The 6,012-nt window shown below is 39.6% G+C and carries 5 protein-coding genes and 1 pseudogene; all 6 read left to right on the forward strand.

Annotated elements, in window-relative coordinates:
- Window positions 1-143, forward strand: a pseudogene (locus DBR11_RS30205) (glycosyltransferase); the annotation flags it as partial.
- A gap of 3 nt (window positions 144-146) precedes the next feature.
- Entirely contained in the window at window positions 147-1,115 is a 969-nt protein-coding gene (locus DBR11_RS17160) for a glycosyltransferase family 2 protein (protein WP_108553875.1), read from the forward strand.
- A complete protein-coding gene (locus tag DBR11_RS17165; protein WP_108553876.1) occupies window positions 1,112-1,900 on the forward strand; it encodes a hypothetical protein in 789 nt (262 codons plus the stop codon). Before DBR11_RS17160 ends, DBR11_RS17165 begins: the two co-directional genes overlap by 4 nt.
- A gap of 9 nt (window positions 1,901-1,909) precedes the next feature.
- Complete coding sequence (locus DBR11_RS17170) at window positions 1,910-3,412, forward strand: GH3 auxin-responsive promoter family protein (RefSeq protein ID WP_108553877.1); 1,503 nt, start codon at window positions 1,910-1,912, stop codon at window positions 3,410-3,412.
- Between the two features lie 8 nt (window positions 3,413-3,420).
- Window positions 3,421-4,608, forward strand: a complete 1,188-nt coding sequence (locus DBR11_RS17175; RefSeq protein ID WP_233260797.1) for a 1-deoxy-D-xylulose-5-phosphate reductoisomerase — start codon at window positions 3,421-3,423, stop codon at window positions 4,606-4,608.
- A 38-nt stretch (window positions 4,609-4,646) separates the two neighbouring features.
- Window positions 4,647-5,978, forward strand: coding sequence for an RIP metalloprotease RseP (gene rseP / locus DBR11_RS17180; RefSeq protein ID WP_108553878.1), 1,332 nt, complete (start codon window positions 4,647-4,649; stop codon window positions 5,976-5,978).
- Window positions 5,979-6,012 lie beyond the last annotated feature (34 nt).

Genomic DNA, 6,012 nt, shown 5'->3' on the forward strand with positions numbered 1-6,012 from the left:
TTACAGATCAACCTTTATTTTATATTGCTTTAGTGGCTATTATTGTAGGATCACAGTTGTTTTTAACTGGTTTTGTTGCCGAACTCGTGACTCGCAATGCACCTGAACGTAATCAGTATCTGATAGAAAAGGAGATAAATTAAAGGATGTTTTTTTCTATTATAATTCCCTTATATAATCGGCCCCAGGAAATAGACGAATTACTGGCTACACTCACCAAACAGACTTACATGCAGTTTGAAGTGCTGGTGGTTGAAGATGGCTCTGTTCATGATGCGAAAGAGGTTGTTGCAAAATATAAGGACCGGCTGGATGTTCATTACTTCTTTAAACAGAATGCCGGACAGGGCTTTGCCAGGAACTATGGTTTTGAACAGGCAAGGGGGGATTATTTTATCATCTTTGATTCAGATTGCCTTATTCCTGCAGATTACCTGGAAATCGTAAGAGATTATCTGTTTGAGCATAAACTGGATGCATATGGTGGTCCTGATGCAGCACACAGCAGTTTTAGTCCGGTACAAAAGGCGATCAGTTATGCCATGACCTCTCCTTTTACGACGGGTGGAATCCGTGGTAATAAAAAGCATGTAGGACAATTTCATCCGCGCAGTTTCAATATGGGGGTTTCGCGTGAGGTTTGGGAAAAGGTAGGTGGTTTTATTTTAACCCGGCTGGGGGAGGATATTGAATACAGTATCCGTATTCACGAGAGTGGATTTAAGATCGGGCTGATTCCTGCCGCGAAGGTGTACCACAAGAGAAGGACTAGTTTTTCGCAGTTTTATAAGCAGCTGCATTTCTTTGGCAGGGCCAGGATCAATATTTATAAGCATTTCCCTTCAGAACTGAAACTGATCCATTTTTTTCCGGCTGCTTTTACAGTTGGTTTTATGCTAACTTTGTTATTGAACATATTGTATCTGCCTTTGGCGTATATTTGTAATACAGTGTTGCTGATCATATTTGCAATGATTTTTTTTCATGCCTGGAGTGTGACTAAATCTGTTAAAGTTGCATTTTTGAGTATTATTGCATCTTTTATACAGCTTTTTGCTTACGGCATGGGTTTTATACAGGATTTTGTTAAAAGAGTAGTATTGAAACAATCATGATAGAATTTTTAAAAGAAAGCACCTTTACGGTGAACGAGGTGATTGGTAAAGCCTGGACACTAACGAAAAGGAATTACTTTTCCATTGCCACTTTATGCTTTTTAATGTTTTTGACTTCTAATGCCTCGGGTTTGATGGCTTTTTTCCTCAAAGACGTGAGCAAAGGTCTGAATATTTTCATGGCTGCACTTTTTGTGATGCTGTATTTTACCCTTAATTTATCCCTGCTAAAGTATATTTTTCACTTGCTTGATGATGAAGAACATGATGTGAGCATTGTGAGTACATTGCCTACCCGGCAGCAGATCATCCGGTTTTTAATTGCAATGTGTTATTTTATGTTTTGCATTGTTGGGGTATATTCAGTGGTGGCCTTGGTTGGCTTTCCTTTTATCTATACAGGTATAAAGATGTCTGTGGTGACGAATATTGCTATTTCTGTTGGAACAGTAGCTATTTTTATTACCTGGATACGGATCTCTTTTTTTCCTTTTTTTATCATTGACAAGAATCAGCCACCTTTTGGCTCTATTAAATTTAGTTTGGCCATTACAAAAGGAAATTTTACGAAAATTCTCTTGCTATTGCTTGTTTTGGGTGGGTTTTATATTTTGTATCTGCTGGTGAGTTACATGCAATGGCCGATTGTGTCTTTCCTGATTAATATTTTAAGTTCTTTTATTATTGTGCCTTTATCTAACGTTGCTTTGACTATTGCCTACCGGAAAATGATGAGCGAGTATAAAGGTGATGAGCATCCTGATATTATTCACAACATTGTTTAGACGGGATTTATGGGATTAAAAGCAGCGTTGAGCAAACCTTTTGCAGCTTTTGTGGTAAAAGGGATTGACAAGTGGAAGAAGAATGCAGTGAAAGCACAGCAGGAAACCCTTAAAAATCTGATTGCTTCGGCAAAACAAACTTCTTTTGGAAAGGACCATCATTTTGCTTTGGTCAAAAATTATGAGGATTTTAAGAAACAGGTTCCGGTTAGGGATTATGAGGGATTAAAAAATTATATTGATAGAGTTGTTGCCGGGGAAACGGATGTAATGTGGAAGGGAAAACCGGAGTATTTTGCAAAGACTTCGGGCACAACTTCGGGGGCAAAATATATTCCTATTTCTAAAGACTCTATGCCGGAACATATTAAAGCGGCAAGAAATGCTTTACTTACCTATATTCATGAAACTGGAAATGCAGATTTTGTGAATGGAAAAATGATTTTTTTACAGGGCAGCCCTGTAATGTCTAAGAAAAATGGAATTAAAGTTGGCCGCTTATCTGGTATTGTGGCCAATCTGGTTCCTGCCTATTTACAGAAAAACCGTTTGCCTTCTTACGCTACTAATTGTATTGAAGACTGGGAAGTAAAGGTCGATGCAATTGTTGATGAAACGATTGAACAGGATATGACGGTAATTTCTGGAATACCTCCCTGGGTACAAATGTATTTTGACCGGTTGACCGAGAAATCAGGAGGACGAAAGATCAAGGACATCTTCCCTAATTTTAAACTCTTTGTTTATGGAGGAGTTAATTATGAACCTTACCGGGCTAAAATTGAAACAAGTATTGGCCGGAGGATAGATTCTATTGAGACTTATCCTGCATCGGAAGGTTTTATTGCTTATCAGGATAGTCAAAAGGAAAAGGGATTACTTTTGCTCGCTGATGCGGGTATCTTTTATGAATTTATCCCAGCAGATGAATTTTATAATGACAATCCTACCCGCCTGAGTCTTGGCGAAATTGAGCTTGATGTAAATTATGCATTGATTTTAAATACCAATGCAGGTTTATGGGGATATAGTATTGGAGATACGGTGAAATTTGTATCTAAAGATCCATACCGGATTATGGTGACAGGTAGGATTAAGCATTTCATCTCCGCATTTGGAGAGCATGTTATTGGCGAAGAAGTGGAACATGCTTTAATGAGCGTAGCCAATGCAGAGGAAGTTGAAATTACGGAATTCACGGTTGCCCCACAGGTGGTGGATCCAGAAGGTGGGTTGCCTTATCATGAGTGGTTTATAGAGTTTGGAAAGTCTCCTGCAGATCTGGTTGCTTTTAGCAGAAAGGTAGATGAAGCTTTGCAAAAGAAAAATATTTATTACTTTGACCTCATTGAAGGGAAAATTTTACAGCCGTTGATTATTCGTCCTTTGGAGAAAGAGGCCTTTGTGAGTTATATGAGGGCAGAGGGGAAGCTGGGTGGACAAAATAAAGTTCCCCGTTTGGCAAATGACAGAAAGATTGCGGATAGTTTGAGTAATTTTACGATTAAATAACATCGTCTTTGCAGACGTTGAAGGAGAAAAAGCTTTTGGCGATTAAAAAAAATATAAGCATACTGGGCTCAACGGGCTCTGTTGGTACACAAGCGCTGGAAGTAGTGAAGGCAAATCCGGAACGATACCAGGTTACAGCACTTACGGCTCAGTCTAATGACATTTTATTAGTTCAGCAGGCAATGGAATTTATGCCCGAACTGGTGGTCATCTCTGACCAGGGAAAGTATGAAAGCGTAAAGAAAGGGCTTTCAGGGACTGGGATAAAAGTTCTTGCCGGAGAATCTGGCTTATGTGAAGCTGCAGCTTTGTCATCCAGTGATTTGGTTCTGACTGCTGTAGTTGGGTCTGCGGGTTTAAAGCCAACGATCGCGGCTATTGAGGCGGGAAAAGACATTGGTTTGGCCAATAAGGAGACTTTGGTGGTGGCGGGTGAACTGATCACAGAACTGGCCAGAAAACAGGGTGTTAAGATCATTCCGGTAGATTCTGAGCATTCTGCAATTTTCCAGTGCCTGGTCGGTGAAGCATCCGATGCGGTAGAAAAGATTTATCTGACGGCTTCAGGAGGGCCTTTCCGGGGAAAAGACCGCGCATTTCTGGCAGGAGTAACTAAGGCACAGGCGCTGAAACATCCCAATTGGGTGATGGGTGCAAAAATCACAATTGATTCTGCATCTATGATGAATAAAGGCTTGGAAGTGATTGAAGCAAGGTGGCTGTTTGATTTAAATGTTGATCAGATTGATGTAGTTGTACATCCGCAGTCTATAGTTCATTCCATTGCGCAATTTAAAGATGGATCTATGAAAGCACAGATGGGTTTACCGGACATGAAGCTGCCGATTCATTATGCGCTGGCCTATCCGAATAGGGTGCAGAGCCAATTTCCGCGTTTTAATTTTATGGATTATCCTGAGTTGAATTTTTTTCCTCCGGATTATTTGAATTTCAGAAACCTTGACCTGGCATTTCGTGCTTTAAAAAAAGGTGGTAATATGCCTTGTATTGTAAATGCGGCAAATGAGGTTGTTGTAAATGCCTTTTTACAGGACAAAGTAGGTTTCCTGGAAATGAGTGATATTATTGAACGTTGTATGGAGGATATGCCTTTTGTTGGTCAGCCGGGACTGAATAATTATTTAGAAACCGATCAGCATACGCGTATATTTGCCCACCAACTCGTAACAAAGTAATTTTTATTGATCTAATTATAAAAACATTAAAATAATATATGAACGGACTGATTATGGCTGCCCAGTTATTGCTGGGATTATCGATACTGGTAATATTACACGAATTAGGACATTTCTTGGCAGCACGTGCTTTTGGGATTAAAGTAGAAAAGTTCTATTTGTTTTTCGATGCCTGGGGTGTAAAGCTATTTAGCATTAAACGCGGAGATTGTGAATATGGAATTGGCTGGCTGCCTTTAGGTGGTTATGTTAAGATTTCGGGGATGATTGATGAATCTATGGATACGGAGCAGATGGAGCAGCCGGTGCAGCCCTGGGAATTCAGGTCTAAACCTGCATGGCAACGCCTGATCGTGATGCTTGGTGGGGTTGTGGTGAACATTATTGTGGGGATTTTTATCTTCTGGATGCTGACATTTAAATATGGAGAGACCTATGTTCCAAATAATTCTGTTCAAAATGGAATTAATCCTGGAGTGATTGGTAAAGAAATTGGTTTACAAAAGGGAGACCGTGTAATTGCGGTAAATGGAAATAAAGTATTGCGTTTTGATGAGCTGATTAGCCCAAAAGTATTGCTTGGCAATACGAATTTGACAGTGATCAGAGAAGGGAAAACAATTGATATTAAAGTTCCTGATAATATCTTGAATAAAGTTTCTGATCTGGGGATCGAAGAGTTCATTGCGAGAGAGCCTTTGTTAACTTCTACAATTGATAGCGTAATGACAGGAAAACCTGCTTCTAAAGCGGGTGCACATAAAGGAGACCGTATTACCGCTATCAATAGTGTGCCTGTAAAATACAATGTTGATGTGATCCAGGAAGTGAAAAAACTGAAAGGTAAGGAGATGGTATTTACAGTAAACCGTGCCGGACAGAGTTTGAACCTGAATTTACCGGCAGATACAGCTGGTTCTGTTGGTATTGGATTTAATATTCATGAAATTAAGATAGAAACAATTCATTATGGCTTTTTTCAGGCTTTACCTATAGGTGCTGAGCAGGCTTGGGTACAGTTTAGTACGAATGCTAAAGGTATCTGGAAAGTGATTACGGGTAAAGTTAAAGCAACAAAGGCATTTTCAGGTCCTGTAGAGATTGCGCGTAAGGTTTATGGAGGTCAGTGGATCTGGGAAAGGTTCTGGGCTTCTACGGCTTTTATTTCTATTGCTTTGGCTTTTATGAATCTATTGCCTATTCCTGCATTGGATGGCGGGCATGTTGTTTTTCTGATCATTGAAATGATCAAAGGCAAACCGCTTGGTGATAAATTTATGGAACGTGCCCAGATTGTAGGTTTTGTTCTTCTGCTTTCCCTGATGGTTTTTGTGTTGGGGAACGATATATTTAAAGCTTTTATTAAATAGATAGTTATATGGACTATTTTGAGCTGTATGGCTT

The organism is Pedobacter sp. HMWF019, assembly GCF_003061025.1.
Lineage (GTDB): Bacteria > Bacteroidota > Bacteroidia > Sphingobacteriales > Sphingobacteriaceae > Pedobacter.

Coding starts and splice junctions, on each gene's coding strand:
- DBR11_RS17160 (WP_108553875.1), top strand. CDS start 147: ATGTTTTTTTCTATTATAATTCCCTTATATAATCGGCCCCAGGAAATA.
- DBR11_RS17165 (WP_108553876.1), top strand. CDS start 1,112: ATGATAGAATTTTTAAAAGAAAGCACCTTTACGGTGAACGAGGTGATT.
- DBR11_RS17170 (WP_108553877.1), top strand. CDS start 1,910: ATGGGATTAAAAGCAGCGTTGAGCAAACCTTTTGCAGCTTTTGTGGTA.
- rseP (WP_108553878.1), top strand. CDS start 4,647: ATGAACGGACTGATTATGGCTGCCCAGTTATTGCTGGGATTATCGATA.